Source organism: Kitasatospora sp. NPDC057738 (assembly GCF_042798815.1).
Classification (GTDB): domain Bacteria; phylum Actinomycetota; class Actinomycetes; order Streptomycetales; family Streptomycetaceae; genus Kitasatospora; species Kitasatospora lactacystinica.
The window spans coordinates 25,577-45,955 of record NZ_JBHVJT010000063.1 but is presented as its reverse complement, the minus strand read 5'-3'; the positions used below and the strand labels follow the sequence as shown (position 1 = coordinate 45,955).

Sequence of the window (20,379 nt, the reverse complement as noted above, 5' to 3'; positions counted from 1 at the left end):
ACTACGTGGGGGGGGGGGGGGGGGGGGGGGGGGGTGGGGGGGGGGGGGGGGGGGGTGGGGGGGGTGGGGGGGGGGGGGGGGGGGGGGGGGGGGGGGGCGGGGGGGGGGGCCCCCCCCGCCGCCGTCGTTTCCGGGCCCTCCAAACACCCCTCGCGACACCCGCGGCGACGCCCTACGGAGGCGCCCTCCGGAGGCGCCCGCTAGAACGGCCGCAGCGCGGGCTCCTTGCGCCCACCGCCCAACAGCCGCTCCAGCGCCCCCTCCACATCGCCCCGCCAGGAGAGCGTCGTCCGCGCCTCCAGACGCAGCCGCGGGTAGCGCTGGTGCGGGCGGACGGTCTTGAAGCCGACCGCGAGCAGATGGTCGGCCGGCAGCACGCAGCTGGTCGGCACCCGCCCGGACGAGCCGAAGGCCTCGATCGCCCGCACCCCTCGCCCGATCAGGTCCTTGGCCACCGTCTGCACCAGCACCCGGCCGAGGCCCTGGCGCTGGTAGCCCGGCAGCACCCGGCTGACCATCAGCTGAACGGCGTCCGCCGACACCGGGCTGGTCGGGAAGGACTGCGAGCGGGGGACGTAGGCGGGCGGTGCGTAGAGCACGAACCCGGCGGGCCGGTCGTCCACGTAGACGATCCGCCCGCAGGAGCCCCACTCCAGCAGCACCGTGGAGATCCACCCCTCCTTCTCCAGCTCCGGCTTGCCCGCCTCCACCGCCTCCTTCGCGCTGACCGGGTCCAGCTCCCAGAACACGCAGGAGCGACAGCCGTTCGGCAGGTCCCCGAGGTTGTCCAGCGTCAGCGGAGCGATCCGCCGTCCCATGGCCGCACCTCCTCCCTCTCACGGTCGAGCATTCCCCCACGAACGCCGAAGGGTGCATGTTTCACGTGAAACAGCGCTCACGTGGAACACGCACCCATCGGGTCGTTGCCCTCGGCCGGCCGGTCCGGCTCAGCCCTGCGACAGCCGCAGACCGTCCTCACCCGGGGCCATGCTGTCCAGGATCCGGTTCAGGTCCTCCACCGAGCCGAACTCCAGCACCACCTTGCCCTTGCCCAGCTTCCCGCCGCGCTGCGACACCTCGACCTTGACCCGGGTGTCGAAGCGGTCGGACAGCCGGCTCGCCAGGTCGTTGAAGGCCGGGGAGTTCAGCTTGCCCGCCTTCGGCGCCTGGCGCTTGGGCTCCTCCGGTTCCTCCGAGCGCATCAGCACGACGATCTCCTCGACGTTGCGCACCGTGAGGCCCTCGGCGATGACCCGCGCCGCCAGCCGCTCCTGCTGCTCGGGCCCCGAAAGGCCGAGCAGCGCCCGGGCGTGTCCGGCCATCAGCGTCCCGGCCACCAGGCGGGTCTGGACGGACGGCGGGAGCTTCATCAGCCGCAGGGTGTTGGAGACGTGCGTGCGGGAGCGGCCGATCCGGTCGGCCAGCTCCTCGTGGGTGCAGGCGAAGTCCCGCAGCAGCTGGTCGTAGGCGGCCGCCTCCTCCACCGGGTTCAGCTCGGCGCGGTGCAGGTTCTCCAGGAGGGCGTCCAGCAGCAGCTTGTCGTCCTCGGTGGCCCGGACGATCGCCGGGATCCGCTCCAGCCCGGCCTCCCGGGAGGCGCGCCAGCGGCGCTCGCCCATGATCAGCTCGAAGCTGTCCGCACCGACCTGGCGCACCACGATCGGCTGGAGCAGCCCGACCTCCTTGATGGAGGTGACCAGCTCGGCCAGCTTGTCCTCGTCGAAGACCTCACGCGGCTGGCGCGGGTTCGGGGTGATCGCGTCCAGCGGCAGCTCGGCGAAGTACGCACCGGCCGGCTGCGCCTGCTCGGCCCGCTTCTCCGCGGCCGCCCGGGCCGCCACCGTGCCGCGGCCGCTCGGCAGCGGCGTCACCGAGGCCGGTGCGGGCGCGGCTGCCGCGGGCTTCGCCTCCGCCCCGCCGTCCACCGGCGCGGCGGGGCGGATCAACGCCTCCAGCCCTCGTCCCAGACCAACCCTGCGAGCACTCACTGATGACCCTCCGTCGTGCCGTGCTGTGCCACCGGGGCGCCGTGCCCCTGCTGGCCGTCCCGCTGCTGACCCACCAGCGAGCCGCCCTGGCCCACCGCACGCAGCGCGAGCTCGCGGGCGGCCTCCAGGTAGGAGAGCGCCCCGGTCGAGCCCGGGTCGTAGGTGAGCACCGTCTGCCCGTAGCTGGGCGCCTCCGAGATGCGCACCGAGCGCGGGATCGCCGTGCTCAGCACCTCTTGGTGGAAGTGGGTCCGGACCTCCTCGGCGACCTGGGCGGCCAGCCTGGTCCGGGCGTCGTACATGGTGAGCAGGATGGTCGACACGTGCAGTGCGGGATTGAGGTGCGCGCGCACCAGCTCGACGTTGCGCAGCAGCTGGCCGAGGCCCTCCAGGGCGTAGTACTCGCACTGGATCGGGATCATCACCTCCTGGCCGGCGACCAGGGCGTTGACCGTCAGCAGACCCAGCGAGGGCGGACAGTCGATCAGGATGTAGTCGAGCGGCTGCTCGTAGGCGGCGATGGCCCGCTGGAGCCGGCTCTCCCGGGCCACCAGGGAGACCAGCTCGATCTCGGCGCCGGCCAGGTCGATGGTGGCGGGGACGCAGAACAGCCCCTCGACGTCGTGCACCGGCTGCACCACGTCGGCCAGCGGCTTGCCCTCCACCAGGACGTCGTAGATGGACGGCACCTCGGCGTGGTGGTCGATGCCGAGCGCCGTGGAGGCGTTGCCTTGCGGGTCGAGGTCGACGACCAGGACGCGCAGGCCGTGCATGGCGAGCGAGGCGGCCATGTTCACGGTGGTGGTGGTCTTGCCCACCCCACCCTTCTGGTTGGCGACCACGATCACCCGGGTGGCGGCGGGCCGGGGCAGTCCCTCGCCCGCTCGGCCGATCGCCTGAACCGCAGCCTGGGCAGCCCGTGCGATGGGCGTGTCATCGATCTGGTCGACGGTCTCCGAGTCCTGCATGGGGGTCAGTGTTTCACGTGAAACCGGAGCGGCAACAGTCGCCGCCCGGTCACGGCGGAGGATGCCCGAGAGCAAGGAGCGACGTTTCACGTGAAACACCATGCCCGCTATGCCGGAAATCTGACGTTGCGACACTCCGGTGTCCCGGGGGCACCACCCGGCCGAACGCCGGGGGGAACAGCGGCCCGTCCGCCACCTGAACGACGACGGGCGGACGATCCTCCCTCGCAGGAGGCCCGTCCGCCCGTGTTCGGTACGTCTTCGGCGTCGCGCCGGATCAGCGGCTGCGGCGCCGCCCGCCCCGGCCGCGCTCGCCGTTCCGGACGCTCGCGGTGCGACCCGCCCGGGCCGCCTTGGCGCGCCGGGTGGCCGCCTTCACCCCGCCGGGGCTCTCCCCCGCCTTCACCTGGATCACCCGGGTCGAGGTCTCCAGGGTGCCCTCGCCGACCGCGATGACGCTCCACTCGACCGCACCCAGCCTGGCCAGACCGGCCCGCGATTCGGCCAGCTCCTGCTCCGCGCTGTCGCCCTTGAGCGCCAGCATCTGTCCGTGCGGGCGCAGCAGCGGCATGCCCCAGCCGGCCAGCCGGTCCAGCGGCGCCACCGCCCGGGCGGTCACCACGTCCACCGCGAGCTTGCCGACCATCTCCTCCGCGCGACCGCGCAGCACCGTGACGTTGTCCAGGCCCAGCTCCCGGACGACCTCCTCCAGGAAGGTGGTCCGGCGCAGCAGCGGCTCCAGCAGCGTCACCGAGACGTCCGGACGGGCCAGCGCCACCGGGATGCCCGGCAGGCCGGCCCCGGAGCCGACGTCGCACAGGGTGGTGCCGGCGGGCAGCAGCTCGGCCAGCACCGCGCAGTTCAGCACGTGGCGGTCCCAGAGCCGGGGCACCTCGCGGGGCCCGATCAGCCCGCGCTGCACGCCCGCGGTGGCCAGCAGCTCCGTGTAGCGGACCGCGGCGTCGTAGCGTTCCCCGAAGACCTCCCGGGCGACGGCCGGCGCCTCGGACAGCTGGTCCAGCTCGGTGGCCCGCCCCTCAGCGGCCGGGTCCACGTCCGCCCCCGGCCGGCCGGCAGCCGCGTTCTCCGTGTCCATCTCGACCTCTCCGATCCCCGGATCCACCGACCCGCTCAACGCACTGTTTCACGTGAAACATCCCAGAAGGGACGACGACCCCGCCCGCACGAGGCGGACGGGGTCACGTCCGGTGAAGCTCTCCGGCCGCCACGGCGGCCGGTCGTCGGCCTGTCGGCCTCAGACCGGCAGCACGACCACGAACCGCTGGGGCTCTTCGCCCTCGGACTCGCTGCGCAGGCCGGCCGCGGCGACCGCGTCGTGGACGACCTTGCGCTCGAAGGGAGTCATCGGCCGCAGCTTGACCTGCTCGCCACTGCTCTTGGCCTGCTCCGCGGCCTTGGCCCCGAGCACCGCCAGCTCCTCGCGCTTGCGGGCCCGGAAGCCGGCAATGTCCAGCATGAGGCGGCTGCGCTCGCCGGTCTCCCGGTGGACAGCCAACCGGGTCAGCTCCTGGAGGGCCTCCAGCACCTCGCCGTCCTGGCCGACCAGGCGCTGCAGCGCGCGGTCGTTGCCGTCACTGACGATGGAGACCAGGGCGCGGTCGCCCTCGACGTCCATGTCGATGTCACCGTCGAGGTCGGCGATGTCGAGCAGACCCTCCAGGTAGTCCGCCGCGATGTCGCCCTCCTGCTCCAGACGGGAGATGACGCTCTCGTCGGAACTGGCGGCGGTCTCGGCCTCGACGGCGGAGGTGGTGCCTTCCGTCACTGATGGACTCCTTCGGAGATGGGCCCGTCTGCCGGGCCGGGAACGAAGCTCTTCGCGGCTGTCACAACAGGCTTGGGGCCGGTCAGGACTTCTTCTTCGGCCGCTGGCCGCCACCGCGCTTCGGCTGCTGCCGGGTGCCCTGCTTGGTACCGGCCGGCTTGGCCGTGCTCTGCTTGGCGGCCGCCGGCTTGCCACCGGCATCGGCCGGGGAGTCCGCCGGGGCGGTGTCGGCCGGAGCCGCGTCGGTGGGCTCCTCGGCCGCGGCGTCCTTGCCCGGCTCCACGGTCGGCTGTCCGACGCCGCCCTGCTGGCGCTGGGCCTTGCTCTGCCGACGGGGCTGCTGGCGGCGCGCCTGCACCGACTCCTCGACCACCGCGGCGGCGCTGGCCGCCTCGCTCACGGCCGCCTTGGACGGGGGCAGCATGCCCCAGAGCGCGCCCTTGATCTCCGTACCGTCCGGACGCAGTCGGCCGGCCTTCTTCAGGCGCTCCTGGCGCTCCTGGAAGGCCATGCTGCCCGGGGTCGGGTTGTTGTGGATGACGATCAGCTGCTGGCCCATCGACCAGACGTTGGTGGTCAGCCAGTAGACCAGGACACCGACCGGGAAGTTGATGCCCATCACGGCGAACATGATCGGGAAGACGTACATCAGCATCTTCTGCTGCTGCATGAACGGCGTCTTCACCGTGAGGTCGACGTTCTTGGTCATCAGCTGGCGCTGGGTGACGAACTGCGACAGCGACATCAGGATGATCATCACGGCGGTGACGATCTTGACGCTGGTCTCGGGGCTGCCGACGAAGGTCGCGGAGAGCGGGGCGCCGAAGATGTGCGCCTTGCCGGCGCTCACCAGCAGGTCACCGTGGATGACACCGATGTCCTGGCCCTTGGCGACCTTGGCGAGCACGCCGTAGAGAGCGGTGAAGAACGGCGCCTGCACGATGATGGGAAGGCAGCTGGAGAACGGGTTGGTACCCGCCTCCTTGTACAGCTTCATCATCTCTTCGGACTGGCGCTGCCGGTCGTTCTTGTAGCGCTCCTGGATGGCCTTCATCTTCGGCTGGATCGCCTGCATGGCCCGGGTCGCCTTGATCTGCTTCACGAAGAGCGGGATCAGGCAGATCCGGATGACGACCACCATCGAGGCGATGGCGAGACCCCAGGCCCAGCCACCGTCCGGGTCGAAGATGTGGCTGTACAGCGAGTGGAACTGGACGATGATCCAGGACACCGCTGTGTACAGGGGATTCAGGAAGGAGAAGGTCACCGGTCAGGCTCCTTGGACAGGTGGATTGGCCGCACGGGACCAATGGTCGCCGGGCCCTCGGGGTCCGGACCGGCGGGGGTGGCGGTCACCGGGTCTCCGGTGGCGGACCGGCTCTTCAGCCGGTCCCGCAACCGCCGGTGCCACACCGGATGCTTGCGCGGCGGGACATGATCGACCCCGCCGGGCGTCCACGGATTGCAGCGCAGGATGCGCCACACGGTCAGCCCGCCGCCTTTCACCGCCCCGTGCACCTTCACGGCCTCGTAGCCGTAGTGCGAGCAGGAGGGGTAATAACGGCAGACCGGACCGAGCAGTGGGCTGATGGTCCACTGGTAGACCCTGATCAGACCCATCAGCAGGTACTTCATCGACCTGCTCCCGTCGGCGCCGTGGCGGCGGGCTCCGTCCTCAGCAACCGCTTGAGTGCCGCGTCCAGGTCACGTTCGAGGTCCTGGTACGAGGCGGTCGCGGCCTGGGGCAGCGCACGCACCACTATCAGGCTACCGGCGGGCAGCCTGGACAGACGATCACGAACGAGGTGACGCAACCGGCGCTTGACCAGATTGCGGACGACCGCCGGGCCAACGGCCTTGCTCACGACGAAACCCGCACGCGCCGAAGGAGTCCCCTCGGCGACGTGCGGGCGGGAGTCGCTGGTCCGGTCGGTCTGCCCCTGCGGGTCACCGTCTCTGCTGAGATGGACGACCAGAAGGGGCCGGCCGGCCCGACGACCGCGTTTCACCGCGGTCGCGAAGTCCTGGCGCCGCCGCAGCCGATTCTCGGAGGGCAGCACAACAGACTCTGGCGCGGATCAGGCGGACAGGCTGGTGCGGCCCTTGCCACGGCGGGCGGCCAGGATGGCACGGCCGGCGCGGGTACGCATACGCAGCCGGAAGCCGTGGGTCTTCGCGCGACGACGGTTGTTCGGCTGGAAGGTGCGCTTGCTCACTCGGGGGCTCCTGAGGTGAATCGTAGGATGACGGGGAATCGCTTGGCCGTCACCGTGCGTCCGCGTGATCTCCCCTGATTCGGAAATCCGGCCCATCGCCCCAGTTCGGCTGGGGTCTGAGGCAATCCACGGCGCCCGTGCTGCGCGCCTTATGGAGCGGGTGGACCCGCGGACATGCGGCAGCGGCCATCGACAACTCGACCTGGTTACGGTACGCGGGACGGGGCACGGGGGTCAAACCAGCCCGCGATCGCCCGTCTTACCCACAGCCTGTGGACAACGACTTGATCCCGCCCTGTTCGCTGACTACCGTTGCAGAACTTGTCTGGTTTGTTCTTGGAAAGCGTGCACCAGTGGCTGATGTCAACAGCGACCTCGTCCCGGTCTGGGCCAGGGTCGTCGAGCGGCTGGTCAACGACCCCGATATCGGGGAGATGGACAAACAGTGGGTGCAGCGCACCCAGCCGATGTGGATGATGCACGACACCGCCCTGCTGGCGACCCCGAACGAGCGGGCCAAGCAGGTGCTGGAGGGCCGGCTGCTGCCGCAGCTGACCGAGGCCCTCAGCCGTGAGCTCAGCCGCCCGGTCCGGATCGCCGTGATGGTCGACGCCAACGCGGTGCCGACCACCCCCGCACCCGCCCCCCAGTCCCCCGCCGAGCCCTACCCGGGCCCGGCCGAGGAGGACGCCCCCGAATACGGCGGCCAGGACTACCCGCAGTCGTACGAACACGGCCAGCCGTACGAGCAGGGCCACCCCTACGAGCAGGGGCAGGGGCAGCCGTACGAGCAGGACTACGAGCGGCCCCGCTACGACACCGGCGGCTACGACCCGCGCCAGGCCCCGTACGGCGGCCCCGGCGGCGGCCAGGGCTGGCAGGGCTACCAGGAGCAGCCGCCCGCCTACCGCGACCCGGAGGAGCCCGCGCCCCGCCAGGCGCCGCGGCCCGTCCCCGGCCCGCCCGCGACCACCCAGGGCGACCTCTTCGGCGGTGCCTACGGCCCCGGCCCGAACGAGCAGCCGCGGGCCGGCGCCGGCCGCCGGGCCGGCGGTTCCCGCCCCACCGGCGGCCGTCCCGCGGAGAAGGCCTCCCCGGAGCGCTCCGCCGAGCGTCCCGGCGTCCCCGGGGTGCCCGCCCCGCCCGGCGCTCCCCCGGCCGGCGGCTCCCGCAAGGACGAGCCGGCCGCCCGGCTGAACCCCAAGTACCTGTTCGACACCTTCGTGATCGGCGCCAGCAACCGCTTCGCGCACGCGGCGGCGGTGGCGGTCGCCGAGGCCCCGGCCAAGGCGTACAACCCGCTCTTCATCTACGGCGAGTCCGGGCTGGGCAAGACCCACCTGCTGCACGCCATCGGGCACTACTCGCGCAGCCTCTTCCCGGGCACCCGGGTGCGCTACGTGTCCTCGGAGGAGTTCACCAACGAGTTCATCAACTCGATCCGGGACGGCAAGGCGGACACCTTCCGCCGCCGCTACCGGGACATGGACATCCTGCTCGTGGACGACATCCAGTTCCTCGCGAGCAAGGAGTCCACGCAGGAGGAGTTCTTCCACACCTTCAACACCCTGCACAACGCGAACAAGCAGATCGTCCTCTCCTCGGACCGGCCGCCCAAGCTGCTGACCACGCTGGAGGACCGGCTGCGCAACCGCTTCGAGTGGGGTCTGATCACCGACGTCACCCCGCCGGAGCTGGAGACCCGGATCGCGATCCTGCGCAAGAAGGCGATCCAGGAACAACTCAACGCTCCCGCCGACGTGTTGGAGTTCATCGCCTCCCGGATCACCCGCAACATCCGGGAGCTGGAGGGCGCCCTGATCCGGGTCACCGCCTTCGCCAACCTCAACCGGGCCCCGGTGGACCTGGAGTTGGCCGGGATCGTCCTCAAGGACCTGATCCCCGGCGGGGACGAGGACGCCGGCCCGGAGATCACCGCGCAGGTCATCATGCAGCAGACCGCCGCGTACTTCGGCCTGGGGGTGGACGACCTCTGCGGATCCTCGCGCAGCCGCGTGCTGGTGACGGCCCGGCAGATCGCGATGTACCTCTGCCGCGAGCTCACCGACCTCTCGCTGCCGAAGATCGGTGCGCAGTTCGGCGGCCGCGACCACACCACGGTGATGCACGCGGACCGCAAGATCCGCTCGCTGATGGCCGAGCGGCGCTCGATCTACAACCAGGTCACCGAACTCACCAACCGCATCAAGAGCTAGCCGACGCCTCGTCGTGCGGTGCCGGGTGCCACGCGGCGCTGCACGGCACCCGGCGCTGCACGGCACGCGGCTCGGCACCGCACGAACACCCGGCACGGCACGACGAGGCACGGCCCCAGGGCGTCAGGAGCGAATCCTGACGCCCTTTCGCACGTCCACAGGTGTGCGGAGCGCGCCGGCTGGGCAGGGATGCCGTCGACGGACGTTCCGCCAGTCCACAGCCCGCGCCGAACAACTGACCGGTGATTCGAAAACCGAGGGCGCGCAAGGCTGTTGTCCACAGGACCGGCCCCTTCTCCACCGTCCACAGGGTGGGGAGTGCGGAGTTATCCAGAATTCGTCCACAGGCCCGTCACCGCTACGCTCTTCCGCGCAGGTCAAGTGCCTGTGGACTTGTGCACAACGGTTATCCACAGGCTGTGGACAGTTGACGGGCCGCCACTGGGCCGTCCGGGTTATCCACCGGTTGTCCCCAGGGGAAGGGCGGTTATCCCCAGGTTGTCCACAGCGGCGTCCACAGTTCGACAACCGTGGGCTACCGTTCATACCCTGGTGTGAAAGGCGTCACGAAAAGTTGACCGGCGCCCGTGGATAACCGGGCCCGGATCTGGGGACAGCCCTGGGGATAACCTGTGGATACCCAGCGTGGCCTGTGGGTAACGCTCGGCTGTCCACAGCGAGGCCTGCCCGTCCACAGCCGCCGTCCACAGCCGCTGTGGACAAAATTCGGGCTCTGACCTGGGGAAACGGGGTTATCCACGGTTTCCACAGGCCCTACTACTACCACTACACATTTAGACCCCGGACTTGCTTTCAAAGTGGGTGGGCCCCGAATCTGTGGACAACCGGTCTCCGACAACCGTTCGGGTTGCTTCCGCCCGTCTGCCCCGTCTGTCGGCGGAGTACGTCAGACTGTCCTTGCGACTGGAAGCGGAGTGACCGAGCTCGGCGGACAGCCGAACCGACGATCAAGATCAGACGAACCAGAGTGCGAGCGGGAGCGCTCGATCCAGGAGGCGGTTACCGGTGAAGTTCCGGGTGGAGCGTGACGTCCTCGCGGAGGCGGTGGCCTGGGCTGCCCGCAGCCTCCCGGCACGGCCGCCGGTGCCGGTGCTGGCCGGCCTGCTGCTGACCGCGCAGGAGGGCAGTCTGGCGCTGTCCGGCTTCGACTACGAGGTCTCGGCCCGGGTCGAGCTGGAGGCGGACGTCGAGGAGGCCGGCACCGTCCTGGTCTCCGGCCGGCTGCTGAACGACATCTCCCGCAACCTCCCCAACCGGCCGGTGGAGATCTCCACCGACGGCCAGCGCGTCAGCGTGGTCTGCGGCAGCTCCCGCTTCACCCTCCCCACCCTCCCGGTGGACGAGTACCCGGCGCTCCCCCAGATGCCGACCGCCACCGGCACCGTCTCCGGCGACGTCTTCGCCTCGGCCGTCAGCCAGGCCGCGGTCGCCGCCGGCCGGGACGACACCCTCCCGGTGCTCACCGGTGTCCGGGTCGAGATCGAGGGCGACCGGATCACCCTGGCCGCCACCGACCGCTACCGCTTCGCCGTCCGCGAGCTGCTGTGGAAGCCCGAGCAGTCGGACATCTCCGCCGTCGCGCTGGTCCCCGCCAAGACCCTCCAGGACATCGCCAAGTCCCTGGGCAGCGGCGACAACGTCTCCATCGCGCTCTCCTCGGGCGGCGCGGGCGAGGGCCTGATCGGTTTCGAGGGCGCCGGCCGCCGGACCACCACCCGGCTGCTGGAGGGCGAGTTCCCCAAGTTCCGCAGCCTGTTCCCGACCGAGTTCAACGCGATCGCCGCGATCCAGACCCAGCCCTTCCTGGAGGCGCTCAAGCGCGTCTCGCTGGTCGCCGAGCGCAACACCCCGGTCCGCCTCAACTTCGAGGAGGGCGTGCTGACCCTGGAGGCCGGTTCGGGCGACGACGCCCAGGCCACCGAGCGGATCGAGGCCTCCCTGGAGGGCGACGCCATCTCGATCGCCTTCAACCCGGGCTACCTGGAGGAGGGCCTCAAGGCCATCGACTCCCCCTTCGCCCAGCTCAGCTTCACCACCCCGACCAAGCCCGCGCTGCTCAGCGGCAAGGTCTCGGTGGACGCCGAGGAGGACAAGGCCTACCAGTACCTGATCATGCCGGTCCGCCTCTCCGGCTGATCCCGCCGCGTCCTACCGTCCACAGGCTGTGCACACCCGCTGTGCACAGCCTGTGGACGTCTCCCCGCCCGGCCCGACCGCAGACGGCCGGGTCCGCTCCAGCGCGTAGGCTCAAGGAGTGCGGCAACGGCGCCGCCGGCAGGCACGTCACCACAGGTAAGGACTTGGTCATGGAGCTCGGCCTCATCGGTCTCGGCAAGATGGGCGGCAACATGCGCGAGCGGATCCGCCGCGCCGGCCACACCGTCATCGGGTACGACCGCAACCCGGACATCTCCGACGTCGACAGCCTCCAGGAGCTCGTCACCAAGCTCCAGGGCCCGCGCGTGGTCTGGGTCATGGTCCCGGCCGGCGCCGCCACCCAGGCCACCGTCGACGAGCTCGCCGAGCTGCTCTCCCCCGGTGACGTGGTGGTCGACGGCGGCAACTCCCGCTGGACCGACGACATCAAGCACGCCGAGGCGCTGGCCGCCAAGGGCATCGGCTTCGTGGACTGCGGCGTCTCCGGCGGCGTCTGGGGCCTGGAGAACGGCTACGCGCTGATGTACGGCGGCGACGCCGAGCACGTCGCCAAGGCCCAGCCGGTCTTCGACGCCCTCAAGCCCGAGGGCGAGTTCGGCTCGGTGCACGCGGGTGCCGTGGGCGCCGGCCACTTCGCCAAGATGGTCCACAACGGCATCGAGTACGCGATGATGCAGGCCTTCGCCGAGGGCTGGGAGCTGCTGGAGGCCGCCCCCGAGGTCACCGACGTGCGCGAGGTCTTCCGCAGCTGGCAGGAGGGCACCGTCATCCGCTCCTGGCTGCTGGACCTGTCCGTCCGCGCCCTGGACGAGGACGAGCACCTGGACAAGCTGCGCGGCTGGGCCGCCGACTCCGGCGAGGGCCGCTGGACCGTCGAGGCCGCGATCGACCACGCCGTGCCGCTGCCGGCCATCACCGCCTCGCTGTTCGCCCGCTTCGCCTCCCGTCAGGAGGACTCGCCGCAGATGAAGATGATCGCCGCGCTGCGCAACCAGTTCGGCGGCCACGCGGTCGAGTCCAAGTAACCAGCAGGTCCTCCACAAGAAGGCGGGCGCAGTCCACAGCCATGCACGTCGCGCATCTGTCGCTCGCCGACTTCCGGTCGTACGCCCGGGCCGAGGTTCCCCTCGACCCGGGCGTGACCGCCTTCGTCGGACCGAACGGCCAGGGCAAGACCAACCTGGTCGAGGCGATCGGCTACGTCGCCACCCTGGGCAGCCACCGGGTCGCCACCGACGCCCCGCTGATCCGGCTGGGCGCCGAGCGGGCGGTGGTCCGCACCTCGGTGGTGGACCGCGGCCGCTCCACCCTGATCGAGCTGGAGCTCACCCCGGGCAAGGCCAACCGGGCCCGGATCAACCGCTCCGACAACGTCCGCCCGCGCGACGTGCTGGGCCTGCTGCGCACCGTGCTGTTCGCCCCCGAGGACCTCAGCCTGGTCAAGGGGGACCCGGGTGAGCGGCGGCGCTTCCTGGACGAGCTGCTGACCGCCCGGGCACCCCGGCTGGCCGGGGTGCGGCAGGACTACGAGCGGGTGCTCAAGCAGCGCAACGCCCTGCTGAAGACCGCCGCGATGGCCCGCCGGGCCGGCGGCGGCAAGGGCGCCGACCTGTCCACCCTGGAGGTCTGGGACGGCCATCTCGCCCGCGCCGGCGCCGAGTTGACGGCCTTCCGGATCCAGCTGGTGGCCGCCCTGCAGCCGCTGGTGGCGGCCGCGTACGGGCAGCTCGCCCCGGGCGGCGGCGACACCGCCCTGGAGTACCGCAGCTCCTTCGAGGGCGAACTGCCGACCAGTCGCGAGCAGGCCGAGGAGCAGCTGCTGAACGCGCTGCAGGCGGCCCGCAAGCAGGAGGTCGATCGCGGCGTCACCCTGGTCGGCCCGCACCGCGACGAGCTGCTGCTCAGGCTCGGCCCGCTGCCCGCCAAGGGCTACGCCAGCCACGGCGAGTCCTGGTCGTTCGCGCTGGCGCTGCGGCTGGCCTCGTACGAGCTGCTGCGCGCCGACGGCGGCGAGCCGGTGCTGATCCTGGACGACGTGTTCGCCGAGCTGGACGCCGCCCGCCGGGACCGGCTGGCCGAGCTGGTGGCCGACGGGGAGCAGGTGCTGGTGACCGCGGCGGTCGCCGAGGACGTGCCGAAGGCGCTGGCCGGCGCCCGGTTCGCGGTCTCCGACGGCGCGGTGCGCCGGATCGACGCCTGACCGAGCGCTCTTCCGGCGGCGGCTTCCGCCCGGGTGCCCCCTTCACCGGCGCCGGCGGTGCCCCCGCCCGCCGGTGTCCCCTTTCACCGGTGCCGCCGCACCCGGACCACCGCACCGCCGCCACCGCACCGCGACCACTTCCGCGCACCGCCCACCCCCGCTCCGGTCCGAGGGGTCCGGCCGCTCCCGTAGGCTGGACGGCTCGGCGGGCGCGCGACCGCGACCGTTGTCCACAGGCTGGGGAAAGGAGATCGCCGTGAGCGAGCCGGCGGAGCACTCCCCCAGGTCCGGAGCATCCAAGCCCGGAGCTCCCAAGCCCGGAGCACCCCGGTCCGACGCCGCCGAGCCCGGCGCTCCCGCGCCGACCGGTGCCGACCTCGCCCGCTCCGCGCTGCGGGCGGCCCGTGCCCAGGCCCGCCAGCGCGGTGAGCAGGTCCGCGAGAAGCGCGAGGCGAAGCGGTACGGCCTGCGCAGCGGTGCCCGCTCGGACGGCCGCGACCCCGTCCCGTTGGGTGCGGCGCTCAACCGGCTGCTGACCGAGCGCGGCTGGGAGTCCTCGGCCGCCGTCGGCGGGGTGATGGGCCGCTGGCCGCAGATCGTCGGCCCGGACATCGCCGCGCACTGTCATCCCTCCTCCTACGACGAGGCCGCCGCGGTGCTCACCGTGCAGTGCGACTCCACCGCATGGGCCACCCAACTGCGCTGGCTGGCAAGGCAGTTGGTGGCCCGTCTGAACCACGAGCTGGGACACGGGACGGTCCGGACGATCAAGGTGCTCGGCCCGGCGGCGCCCGCCCGCGGCTACGGCCGGCTGCGTGCGCCGGGGAGCAAGGGGCCGGGCGACACCTGGGGCTGACCGGGGGACCGGGCGGCCGCCGGGGGCACGGATCGGACGACGATCTTCCGGAACCCCTGACAGCCCTTCCAGGCGCCCTGGGCCCCCCGGTCGAGTATCGGGACATGTGCAGAGGGGATTCAGGGCGGCGTATCTGCCCTCAAGGGCTGCCAAACGCCCATCTATGTCAGTCGTACCGGTAGACTGAGAGCCAAACACTGTTGCTAGTGGCAACCGAGTCGAAACGCTGTGGTCGCACGCCCGCCCGCACGGGGTGGGCGTGCGGCCCGTGCTGTGCCAGAGAGGGCGCTTCGTGGCCGATTCCGGCAACCCCAGCCAGACCCCAGACCAGTCCGACCAGGCTTCCTACACCGGTAGCAACATCCAGGTGCTGGAAGGCCTCGACGCCGTCCGCAAGCGCCCCGGCATGTACATCGGTTCGACGGGCGAGCGCGGCCTGCACCACCTGGTGCAGGAGGTCGTGGACAACTCCGTCGACGAGGCGATGGCCGGGTACGCCGACACCATCGACGTCACGATCATGGCCGACGGCGCCATCCGCTGCGTCGACAACGGCCGCGGCATCCCGGTGGACATCGTCCCCGGTCAGGACAAGCCCGCCGTCGAGGTCGTGCTCACCGTCCTGCACGCGGGCGGCAAGTTCGGCGGCGGCGGGTACGCCGTCTCCGGCGGTCTGCACGGCGTCGGCGTGTCCGTGGTGAACGCACTGTCCACCCGGCTCTCGGTGGAGATCCACAAGGACGGCCACATCTGGACCCAGGACTACAAGATGGGTGCCCCGGCCGCCCCCCTCGCCAAGGGCGCGGAGACCGACCGCACCGGCACCACGGTGACCTTCTGGGCCGACCCCGACATCTTCGAGACCACCGTCTACTCCTTCGAGACGCTCTCCCGGCGCTTCCAGGAGATGGCCTTCCTCAACAAGGGCCTGTCGATCTCGCTGACCGACGAGCGCCCCGAGCACGCGGACGAGGACGGCAAGCCGCTCACCGTCACGTACAAGTACGACGGCGGCATCGCCGACTTCGTCGCCCACCTCAACTCCCGCAAGGGCGAGGTCGTCCACCCCTCGGTGATCGACTTCGAGGCGGAGGACAAGGACAAGGCGATCTCGGTGGAGATCGCGATGCAGTGGAACTCCTCCTACACCGAGGGGGTCTACAGCTTCGCCAACACCATCCACACCCACGGCGGCGGCACCCACGAGGAGGGCTTCCGCGCGGCGCTGACCGGCCTGGTCAACCGCTACGCGCGGGACAAGAAGCTGCTCCGGGAGAAGGACGACAACCTCTCCGGCGAGGACATCCGCGAGGGCCTGACCGCGATCATCTCGGTCAAGCTCGGCGAGCCGCAGTTCGAGGGCCAGACCAAGGACAAGCTCGGCAACACCGAGGCCAAGACCTTCGTCCAGAAGGTCGTCCACGAGCACCTCAACGACTGGCTGGACCGCAACCCCAACGAGGCCGCGGACATCATCCGCAAGTCCATCCAGGCCGCCACCGCGCGCGTCGCCGCCCGCAAGGCCCGCGACCTGACGCGCCGCAAGGGCCTGCTGGAGTCCGCCTCGCTGCCGGGCAAGCTCTCCGACTGCCAGTCGAAGGACCCGTCCGAGTGCGAGATCTTCATCGTCGAGGGTGACTCCGCCGGCGGCTCGGCCAAGCAGGGCCGCGACCCGCGCACCCAGGCCATCCTGCCGATCCGCGGCAAGATCCTGAACGTCGAGAAGGCCCGGATCGACAAGGTCCTCCAGAACACCGAGGTCCAGGCGCTGATCTCGGCGTTCGGCTGCGGCATCCAGGAGGACTACGACGAGTCCAAGCTGCGGTACCACAAGATCGTGCTGATGGCCGACGCCGACGTCGACGGACAGCACATCCGCACCCTGCTGCTGACCCTGCTGTTCCGCTTCATGCGGCCGCTGGTCGAGTCCGGGTACGTCTACCTCGCGATGCCCCCGCTGTACAAGATCAAGTGGGGCAAGGACGACTTCGAGTACGCCTACTCCGACCGCGAGCGCGACGCCGTGATCGCCTCCGGGGTGGCGGCCGGGCGCCGGCTGCCCAAGGACGACGCGATCCAGCGCTTCAAGGGTCTCGGCGAGATGAACGCCGAGGAGCTCCGGGTCACCACCATGGACGTCGAGCACCGGCTGCTGCTCCAGGTCACCCTGGAGGACGCCGCCCGCGCCGACGAGCTGTTCTCCGTGCTGATGGGCGAGGACGTCGAGGCCCGCCGCTCCTTCATCCAGCGCAACGCCAAGGACGTCCGCTTCCTGGACGTGTGACGCCTGCACCGCAGGCCCCGCACGTTCCAGTCCGCGTGAAAGGAAACTGACCACCAGTGGTCGACGACAACCGTCCCGAAGGCGAACAGCCCGAGACTCCCGAAGCCGCCGAGGCCACCGCCCAGGTGACGATGCGGATCGAGCCGGTCGAGCTCGAGACCGAGATGCAGCGCTCGTACCTCGACTACGCGATGAGCGTGATCGTCAGTCGTGCGCTGCCCGAGGTCCGCGACGGCCTCAAGCCGGTGCACCGCCGCGTGCTCTACGCGATGTACGACGGCGGCTACCGCCCCGAGAAGGGCTACTACAAGTGCGCCCGCGTCGTCGGCGACGTCATGGGCAACTACCACCCGCACGGTGACACCTCGATCTACGACACCGTGGTCCGCCTGGCCCAGCCGTGGTCGATGCGGATGCCGCTGGTGGACGGCAACGGCAACTTCGGCTCCCCGGGCAACGACCCGGCGGCGGCCATGCGCTACACCGAGTGCAAGATGATGCCGCTCGCCATGGAGATGATGCGCGACATCGACGAGGAGACCGTCGACTTCGCGGCCAACTACGACGGCCGCTCGCAGGAGCCCACCGTCCTGCCCGCGCGCATCCCCAACCTGCTGGTCAACGGTGCCACCGGCATCGCGGTCGGCATGGCCACCAACATCCCGCCGCACAACCTGCGCGAGGTCGCCTCCGGCGCGCTCTGGTACCTGGAGAACCCGGAGGCCTCCGCCGAGGAGCTGCTGGACGCCCTGGTCGAGCGGATCAAGGGCCCGGACTTCCCCACCGGCGCGCTGATCGTCGGCCGCCGCGGCATCGACGACTACTACCGCACCGGCCGCGGCTCGGTCACCATGCGCGCAGTGGTCGAGGTCGAGGAGATCCAGGGCCGCCAGTGCCTGGTGATCACCGAGCTGCCGTTCCAGGTCAACCCGGACAACCTCGCGCTGAAGATCGCCGACCTGGTGAAGGACGGCAAGATCGCCGGCATCGCCGACGTCCGCGACGAGTCCTCCTCGCGCACCGGCCAGCGCCTGGTCGTCGTGCTCAAGCGCGACGCCGTCGCCAAGGTGGTGCTGAACAACCTCTACAAGCACACCGAGCTGCAGACCAACTTCGGCGCCAACATGCTGGCCCTGGTCGACGGCGTGCCGCGCACCCTGTCGCTGGACGCCTTCATCCGGCACTGGGTCAACCACCAGGTCGAGGTCATCGTCCGGCGCACCACCTTCCGGCTGCGCAAGGCCGAGGAGCGCGCCCACATCCTGCGCGCGCTGCTCAAGGCCCTGGACCTGATCGACGAGGTCATCGCGCTGATCCGGGCCTCGGCCAGCGCCGACGCCGCCCGCACCGGCCTGATGGGCCTGCTCGACATCGACGAGCTCCAGGCCAACGCCATCCTGGAGATGCAGCTGCGCCGGCTGGCCGCCCTGGAGCGCCAGCGGATCATGGACGAGCACGACGAGCTCCAGCGCAAGATCGACGAGTACAACGCGATCCTGGCCTCGCCGACCCGTCAGCGGGAGATCATCTCCGAGGAGCTCACCGCGATCGTCGAGAAGTACGGCGACGAGCGGCGCTCCACCCTCATCCCCTCCGACGGCGACCTCTCCATCGAGGACCTCATCGCCGAGGAGGACATCGTCGTCACCATCACCCGTGGCGGCTACGTCAAGCGGACCCGCTCCGACCTCTACCGCTCGCAGAAGCGCGGCGGCAAGGGCGTGCGCGGTGCCCAGCTGAAGCAGGACGACATCGTCGACCACTTCTTCGTGACGACGACCCACAACTGGATCCTGTTCTTCACCAACAAGGGCCGGGTCTACCGGGCCAAGGGCTACGAGCTGCCGGACGCCGGGCGCGACGCCCGCGGCCAGCACGTGGCCAACCTGCTGGCCTTCCAGCCGGACGAGCACATCGCCCAGGTGATGGCCGTCCGCACCTACGAGGACAAGCCGTACCTGGTCCTCGCCACCCGGGCCGGCCTGGTGAAGAAGTCCGCGCTCAAGGACTACGACTCGCCGCGCTCCGGCGGCCTGATCGCGATCAACCTGCGCCAGGACGAGGAGGGCCAGGACGACGAGCTGATCGGCGCCGAGCTGGTCTCCGCCGAGGACGACCTGCTGCTGGTCTCCAAGAAGGCCCAGTCGATCCGCTTCACCGCGACCGACGACGCCCTGCGCCCCACCGGCCGCGCCACCTCCGGCGTCAAGGGCATGGCGTTCCGGGAGGACGACGAACTGCTGTCGATGAACGTCGTCCGTCCGGGTACCTATGTCTTCACCGCCACTGACGGCGGGTACGCCAAGCGCACCGGTGTGGACGAGTACCGTGTCCAGGGGCGCGGCGGCTACGGCACCAAGGCGGCGAAGATCGTCGAGGGCCGGGGCTCGCTGGTCGGCGCGCTCGTGGTCGACGAATCCGACGAGATCATGGCGATCACCCTCTCGGGTGGGGTGATCCGCACGAGGGTTTCCGAGGTTCGTGAAACCGGACGTGACACCATGGGCGTCCAACTGATCAACCTCGGAAAGCGCGACGCGGTCGTGGGCATGGCCCGCAACGCGGAGGCCGAGGACGAGGAGACGGCGGAGGACGAGGTGGCGGGTACCGAGTCCACCGAGTCCACCGAGACGGCCGAGGGTGCGGTGACGGCGGTCGACGGAGACGTCGAGGCCTGAACCGAACCGCAGACCGGTGCCGCCGCGTCCCATCAACGGGCGCGGCGGCACCGGCCGCCGACCAGTTCCGGGCAATCCCGCCGGGCGCTGGATGACGATTGACGAAGCAGGGCGGCACCGCCGTCCTGGTGGGAAGTGCGGGAGGACCAGGTGAGTGGAGCCACGGGTGCTGCGGGAGGAACCTCCGGCGGCCGTCCGGGCGCGCAGGGCGGGGGTTCGTACGGCGTTCCGCAGCCGCCGACCGATCACTCGGCCGCGTCCACCTCGCTGATGCCGCCGGCCGGTGGAGCGGGCCAGAGCGGTGCGACCTACGGCGGGCAGCAGGCCGCGTCGGCGAGCGGCGGCCAGGCCGCCGGATCGGGCGGCTTCTCGCAGCCGACCACCTACGCCAAGGGGCAGCCGACCCCGGCCCGGGGCACCCGGGTCCCGGGGCACACCCCGCCCGGTGGCACCCCCACCGGCGGGGCGGCGCGCCGCCCCGGCGCGGCCCCCGCCCCGGCCCCCGCGGCCGGCGGCTCCGCGCTCGGCCGGACGCGCAAGGCCCGGCTGCGGGTGACCAAGGTCGACCCGTGGTCCGTGATGAAGGTCAGCTTCCTGCTGTCGCTGGCCGTCGGCATCATCATCATCGTGGCCGCGGCCGTGCTGTGGATGACGCTGGACTCGCTCGGCGTCTTCGACTCGCTGACCAAGACCCTCAAGGACGTCACCGGCTCGGACAGCAGCGGCGGCCTCAACCTGATGGACTACGTCGGCTTCGGCAAGGTGATGACCTTCACCACGCTGATCGCCGTGGTCGACGTCGTCCTGCTGACGGCCCTGTCCACGCTCTCCGCGTTCATCTACAACGCGGCGGCCGGCTTCACCGGCGGCGTGGAGCTCACCCTGGCCGAGGAGGACTGATTCCGGCCGGATCCTGACGCACGCTCAGTTTCCCGTCCGGGGACGGAATGTACGGGCCCCACCGGCTGTTGCAGCCGGTGGGGCCCGTCGGCATTTCGGGTGACAGCCG

General features: G+C 71.0%; 17 protein-coding genes. 8 read left to right on the top strand and 9 right to left on the bottom strand.

Going from position 1 to position 20,379, the window contains the following annotated elements; all coding sequences use genetic code 11:
• Positions 1 to 200 precede the first annotated feature (200 nt).
• The 9 genes from ACFVGO_RS29010 to rpmH all read right to left on the bottom strand — a co-directional run bounded on the left by ACFVGO_RS29010 (position 201) and on the right by rpmH (position 6,958).
• Positions 201 to 818, bottom strand: a complete 618-nt coding sequence (locus ACFVGO_RS29010; RefSeq protein ID WP_359907015.1) for a GNAT family N-acetyltransferase — start codon at positions 816 to 818, stop codon at positions 201 to 203.
• A gap of 129 nt (positions 819 to 947) precedes the next feature.
• Positions 948 to 1,988 (bottom strand): ParB/RepB/Spo0J family partition protein, encoded by a 1,041-nt coding sequence (locus ACFVGO_RS29005; RefSeq protein ID WP_359907012.1) that lies wholly within the window; start codon positions 1,986 to 1,988, stop codon positions 948 to 950.
• Entirely contained in the window at positions 1,985 to 2,929 is a 945-nt protein-coding gene (locus tag ACFVGO_RS29000; protein ID WP_359907026.1) for a ParA family protein, read from the bottom strand. Before ACFVGO_RS29000 ends, ACFVGO_RS29005 begins: the two co-directional genes overlap by 4 nt.
• Positions 2,930 to 3,233: 304 nt before the next feature.
• Positions 3,234 to 4,052, bottom strand: a complete 819-nt coding sequence (rsmG, locus tag ACFVGO_RS28995; protein ID WP_359907009.1) for a 16S rRNA (guanine(527)-N(7))-methyltransferase RsmG — start codon at positions 4,050 to 4,052, stop codon at positions 3,234 to 3,236.
• Between the two features lie 159 nt (positions 4,053 to 4,211).
• Positions 4,212 to 4,742: a protein jag gene (locus tag ACFVGO_RS28990; protein ID WP_380358967.1), complete on the bottom strand. Its 531-nt coding sequence runs from the start codon at positions 4,740 to 4,742 to the stop codon at positions 4,212 to 4,214.
• An 82-nt stretch (positions 4,743 to 4,824) separates the two neighbouring features.
• Complete coding sequence (gene yidC / locus ACFVGO_RS28985) at positions 4,825 to 6,009, bottom strand: membrane protein insertase YidC (protein ID WP_359907006.1); 1,185 nt, start codon at positions 6,007 to 6,009, stop codon at positions 4,825 to 4,827.
• Complete coding sequence (gene yidD, locus ACFVGO_RS28980; protein WP_359907003.1) at positions 6,006 to 6,377, bottom strand: membrane protein insertion efficiency factor YidD; 372 nt, start codon at positions 6,375 to 6,377, stop codon at positions 6,006 to 6,008. The genes yidC and yidD overlap by 4 nt, the downstream gene beginning before the upstream one ends.
• Positions 6,374 to 6,802 carry a ribonuclease P protein component gene (rnpA, locus tag ACFVGO_RS28975; RefSeq protein ID WP_049655849.1) on the bottom strand — a complete coding sequence of 143 codons (429 nt, stop codon included), beginning with the start codon at positions 6,800 to 6,802 and terminating at the stop codon, positions 6,374 to 6,376. Before rnpA ends, yidD begins: the two co-directional genes overlap by 4 nt.
• Positions 6,803 to 6,820: 18 nt before the next feature.
• A complete protein-coding gene (gene rpmH, locus ACFVGO_RS28970; RefSeq protein ID WP_030392420.1) occupies positions 6,821 to 6,958 on the bottom strand; it encodes a 50S ribosomal protein L34 in 138 nt (45 codons plus the stop codon).
• A gap of 353 nt (positions 6,959 to 7,311) precedes the next feature.
• Here rpmH and dnaA point away from each other — a divergent pair, with 353 nt between their 5' ends.
• The 8 genes from dnaA to ACFVGO_RS28930 all read left to right on the top strand — a co-directional run bounded on the left by dnaA (position 7,312) and on the right by ACFVGO_RS28930 (position 20,270).
• Positions 7,312 to 9,174: a chromosomal replication initiator protein DnaA gene (gene dnaA / locus ACFVGO_RS28965; RefSeq protein ID WP_380634962.1), complete on the top strand. Its 1,863-nt coding sequence runs from the start codon at positions 7,312 to 7,314 to the stop codon at positions 9,172 to 9,174.
• 1,026 nt (positions 9,175 to 10,200) lie between these two features.
• Positions 10,201 to 11,331 carry a DNA polymerase III subunit beta gene (dnaN, locus tag ACFVGO_RS28960; RefSeq protein ID WP_074001900.1) on the top strand — a complete coding sequence of 377 codons (1,131 nt, stop codon included), beginning with the start codon at positions 10,201 to 10,203 and terminating at the stop codon, positions 11,329 to 11,331.
• 170 nt (positions 11,332 to 11,501) lie between these two features.
• Positions 11,502 to 12,377: a phosphogluconate dehydrogenase (NAD(+)-dependent, decarboxylating) gene (gene gnd / locus ACFVGO_RS28955; RefSeq protein ID WP_359906995.1), complete on the top strand. Its 876-nt coding sequence runs from the start codon at positions 11,502 to 11,504 to the stop codon at positions 12,375 to 12,377.
• A gap of 41 nt (positions 12,378 to 12,418) precedes the next feature.
• Positions 12,419 to 13,552: a DNA replication/repair protein RecF gene (gene recF, locus ACFVGO_RS28950; RefSeq protein WP_359906992.1), complete on the top strand. Its 1,134-nt coding sequence runs from the start codon at positions 12,419 to 12,421 to the stop codon at positions 13,550 to 13,552.
• Positions 13,553 to 13,943: 391 nt separating this feature from the next.
• Entirely contained in the window at positions 13,944 to 14,408 is a 465-nt protein-coding gene (locus tag ACFVGO_RS28945; RefSeq protein WP_359907018.1) for a DciA family protein, read from the top strand.
• Between the two features lie 268 nt (positions 14,409 to 14,676).
• Positions 14,677 to 16,692: a DNA topoisomerase (ATP-hydrolyzing) subunit B gene (gene gyrB, locus ACFVGO_RS28940; protein WP_359906989.1), complete on the top strand. Its 2,016-nt coding sequence runs from the start codon at positions 14,677 to 14,679 to the stop codon at positions 16,690 to 16,692.
• A 131-nt stretch (positions 16,693 to 16,823) separates the two neighbouring features.
• Positions 16,824 to 19,370 carry a DNA gyrase subunit A gene (gene gyrA, locus ACFVGO_RS28935; protein ID WP_380358489.1) on the top strand — a complete coding sequence of 849 codons (2,547 nt, stop codon included), beginning with the start codon at positions 16,824 to 16,826 and terminating at the stop codon, positions 19,368 to 19,370.
• A gap of 150 nt (positions 19,371 to 19,520) precedes the next feature.
• Positions 19,521 to 20,270 (top strand): DUF3566 domain-containing protein, encoded by a 750-nt coding sequence (locus ACFVGO_RS28930; protein ID WP_359906984.1) that lies wholly within the window; start codon positions 19,521 to 19,523, stop codon positions 20,268 to 20,270.
• Positions 20,271 to 20,379: the final 109 nt, after the last annotated feature.